Below are 4,622 nucleotides of genomic sequence, written 5' to 3'. Positions count from 1 at the left end.
TCAAAAATATTGAAAACGTGGTTGGCAGTGCTTACAGCACCAAAATAATCGGCGATGACCAGAACAATTTGATGGTAGGTCAGAGTGGCCGTAATTTCTTCAAGGGATTATCTGGCAATGACCGGTTTGTGACCGGGAGTGAGTTTGATGAGGTCTATGGCGGGGCTGGGCGGGATACGATCTCTATTGAAGCCTCAGAGAAAAGCCGTAAATACGTCGATGGCGGCCCTGATGTTGACAGGGTCTCATACGCCCGAAGTAAACAGGGCTTGACCATTGACCTGACCCTAGATAGAAGTCATTTGTCGGATAAAAATGGGGGAGATGTGTATGTCAATGTCGAAGTCTTCGAGGGAACCGATTATGACGATATCATAAAGGGGAATGATGAAAGCACGACCTTTATTCCCAGGGCTGGCCATAACCTGGTGTATACCCGCGGGGGTAATGACACTGTACTGGCTGATGGTGGGCGCACGGAAATCCGGTTGGATAAAGGCAGTAATAAGGTTTTCCTGAAGGCTGGGAATCATATTGTCGAGGGTGGCACAGGCGATGATGAAATTTATTTTTCGGATACCACTCACACCCAGCATCGGATTCAGGGCGGAGGAGGCAATAATCGGCTCATCAGTGATCTGCGGCCCCGTGTTACTTTGAAATTCAAGCAATGGTCGGCTTCTACGGTTGCTCCGCGCACGCAGTCAACAACAGAGTTTGCACTGTTCCCACATCTGGCAATTGTTGTCCCTCAATTTTTTGCTCGACCCACTGTTGCTCAACCCGCTTTGTTACCCTCGGCGGAACTCCAATGCACAGATTTTGCACCTGTCCAGCTGGTGGTGGATCTTGCCAATAATGCATTAAAGCTAAAGGTTTTGGGTGTCTATGATGACGCCAAAGGCAAGACAAGAATAAAGTCTGAAGACAAGTTTTCCAAGGATAGCGTGTTTCAGTTGTCGTTTGATTTGGAGGGGAAGCAGAAAGTAAAAAAAGTGGCACTGGCTGACTTTATCAAAGGAGAGGCAACCATAAACTGGGGAGGTATTGTTCAGGGTGTATCTATGGACGCCAGTCTGGAGCCGCTTATTTCTACTACCACCGTTGATGTTGACCTGAAGTGGGCACGTGAAGACAACACAAAAGAGGGCACCACGACGTACAGGAAAAAATGCCAGTCCAAATGGCAGGTTGAATTCTCAACCATTGATTCGCCATCAGTGACCATCGATTTAACCTATAAAAAAGATGGGCGTTTGCAGGTGCAGAATGTCAATACCCTGATTACCCAGGATGGTGATGACACGATAACAGGAAACCCCGGTGAAAATAATAAACTTATCGGGGGCAGCGGCAACAATCATTTAATTGACATGGGCGGGGATAACCAGTTCTCCGTTGGAATGGGAAATAACAATATCACCGCCGGCTCTGGATACGACACGCTTTTGTATCAGGTGATGACCCAGACCTGGCTGAAAAACCGGCCCTTTATTCCCTATACACTGGATTCTATTTCGGTGGATATGGCCAGCCGCAGCGTTCGTCATGTCTGGAAAGCCAGTGACAGACAGTATCCCGATAAATCATTTTCAGACCGGTTTACCGGCATTGACCATATTGTTGGTACTGGCAATGGCGATCGCTATTCCGGATCGGACGATAACGAGCAGTACACCACGGGCGGTGGTAGCGATACTGTGGATATGGGCGGAGGAGATGATCTGGTTGTGGTCCTGGATTCCGGGCAGGAACCGGCAAGCCCCAGCCTGAAGGGGGGCAGCGGCAACGATACCCTGGTGTTTGAAACGCGTCAGGGCGTCTGGGTGGACCTGGAAGCTGGCCAGGGCAGGATTGGAACCGGGAAGGTATTTGATCTTGGGGGATTTGAGCGGGTCACTGGCAGTATTGCTAACGATACCCTTTACGGCAATGAGCTTGATAATGTGCTCACTCCCCGGGCAGGTGACAACCAGAAAGTCTATGGCAGAGGCGGCAATGATCACTTTCTGCTGTCTGAAGGAACCCACCTGGTTGCTGGCGGTAATGGCACGGATACCGTCGATTATCAGGCCCTGGTATTACCCCCCGGCACCATGGGTGTGATGGCCCTGCAGGATTACCGGGCACTGTCAGACGGTCAGGGCTGGTTCAATGGCACCACCTGGTTTAATGCCACCACCTGGTTTGGTTCGGATTGGTCAGGCTATGCCGAACAGGCCGGATTACCCTGTCCAAATGACGACACCGCTGGAGGGGCAACCAATGTTTCCGCCACCTGTCGTTCAGGCTTTGTCGTCTTTCGTTATGGGGAGAATCCAACTTTACCCGAACCGCGAGGCATCAAGGATCAGTTATACGACATTGAAAATCTGTTTGGCAGCAAAGGTGACGATGTCCTTTTCCTGACGTTAGCCAAAACTTTAGCCAGTGGAGCTGATGGCAATGACCGCCTGGTGGATCTGTCTGAAGGGGCAACCCTGAGAGGTGGAAAAGGCGATGACATACTCCATGCCAGCCGCCGTAACGATAGCCAGGGCACGACCACGCTGGGAGGAGCAGGTTTCGATGTCCATTATGGCGGCCCCGGCGATGATAAAATGATTGCGGATCAGGATGCAGACCGGCTGATGGGCGATAAAGGCAAGGATTTTTATCTCGTCGACTGGCAAGCCAGGGGGACAGAAATTTCTGACCCGGATAATGGCAATATGCTGATGCTCAGGGGCGAAGGAGCCACTTTTGACAACATCGGGCTGGTACTGAATGGGAATTTCAGTGAGCTGTACTTTCAAGACCAGGGATATTACTGGGTCACCCTCACCATGGACGCTGTGCCAAGAAGAGTTCGTCCTGATGGCAGCCTGGACACCGGGCATTTCGTCGAAGCACTCCATCAGCATTTTCCTTATCTGCGCATTGAGGATACAGCAAAAGGCAACAAAACCACTGCCGCTCCCCTGACCAAGCAAGGTTTAAAGCTTTTTTATCAGGACCGGTTGATAAGGGATATCCGACTGGACAACATCATGATTGCAGAGGCTGACGATGAGGTCGTTCGTTCCGGCATCGGTAATGATGACTTGATGGCACTGGGTTGCGGGAAACTCAACCAGACTGAAGGGGTTCCCGGTTGCCACTATAAGCTCTACGGTGAAGAGGGCCATGATACTTTCCTGGTTCGCAACGCAACAGCGGACGTCTATCCGGGACCAGGCCATAACCGGCTTGCTGCGGGTAAACAGGCCAAAGTGTTTGTCAGTTTTGATTCGGATCAATCGCAAACCTTCGGGCTCTCTTTGCCATCTCCGCCAGAACAGCTCAGGGCCACTAACTGGCATTCCGTTGAGCCAGGGCAACTGGTCAGCCATGGCGGGGCCCTTACTGGTGAAAACAGTGCAGGCTTCAAGAATGCCCGGCAGTTAACTGAAAGAAGTCAATGGCTGGAAATACCGGGCTTAGTGACGGGTGGAGCCATGACACTGTCATTACAGTTGCGGGTTTCTGGTCTGGACCAGGCCTTTCTTCCCATTATTTATTTTGCTGATGCCGTTGGTCGTCATGGCATCAGGGTGGATAAAACCAACCGTGATGATCTGGTACTGACATTTTCCGATGCTGCTGCTGAAACTATCTTACATAAGCGGGTCCCTGATTTTTTTCAGGATGGCCAGTGGGTGCACCTGACGCTGCGGGTCAATCGTGCAGGCCTTGTGGACATTTATAAAGATGGGAAAAACGTGTTGCAAGGCGTCAGGGTTGAGGTGCCAAAACGAATGATCAGGCCCATGAATTTTTTGGGTCGGGAAGCGGTGGCGCTGGGCACTCAAAATCCCAGTAACGCCACTTTGACTGTTGCCGGGCTGATGGTGGTCGATCATTCGATGGCAGAGGAAGCCATTAGCCAGCTGGCCAAATCCCCCAGCGGAAATCTGCTGAAGCTGTCGTCTGAGTGTGATTCGATTGAGGTGGCCCTGACCGATTGTCCAGACTACCTGGAGTTGGGTGACAGGCACTACCTTGATGGTCAGGAGACTGTCCGTTCCTGGCTCAAGTCCGTTGAACGTTTACCGGGTATGGTTCCTGTAGCCGATGGCAGACACATCTTTGTCGCGGATGACAACAGCAAAAAGGGGTTGTTTCAGCAGGGCGATGGTTACAGTGAGATTGTCGAGGCTCCGGGGCGTGCCGACTTGTTGGTGGTGAAGGTTAATCGGGATAACCAGGCTGTTTTTCGCAAACAGAATGATGATTTGTTGATTTATCTTTTCAAGGATGGCGAAAGCCTGGAAACCGCTTCTTTGACCGGCATTTCGGATCGGAGACGCTATCAGGGTTATTTTAATAGCAATCATTTAAACCGGGTTGAGCGTATCGAACTCAATCATCGGGTTCTGCTGTCGGAAGACCTTTGGTCGCTCACCCGCGATTTTCCCAAACCACCAAAAATCCTCAACAGGGCAAGACTTGAGGATGTCAGGGTGCTGGAACGTCAGGGGCAGTTGATGCTGTTCTTTGGCGGGAACCATTTTCCCCTGGGCATGACGTTGGGTCAGTTGTGGCCCGTTGCCTGGGATGACTATGAGAGTCATCATCCATTAGTCACAGTAAGCTGCCAGACG

At 51.2% G+C, this 4,622-nt stretch carries 1 protein-coding gene; it reads left to right on the top strand.

Annotated features, from left to right (window positions below):
• Positions 1 to 4,622 (top strand): calcium-binding protein (locus tag KDK16_RS11690; RefSeq protein ID WP_257276250.1); only part of this gene is annotated, 4,622 nt, incomplete at both ends.

The sequence above is a fragment of the Endozoicomonas sp. SESOKO4 genome, assembly GCF_024606275.1.
This window is presented reverse-complemented; position numbering and strand designations above follow the sequence as displayed.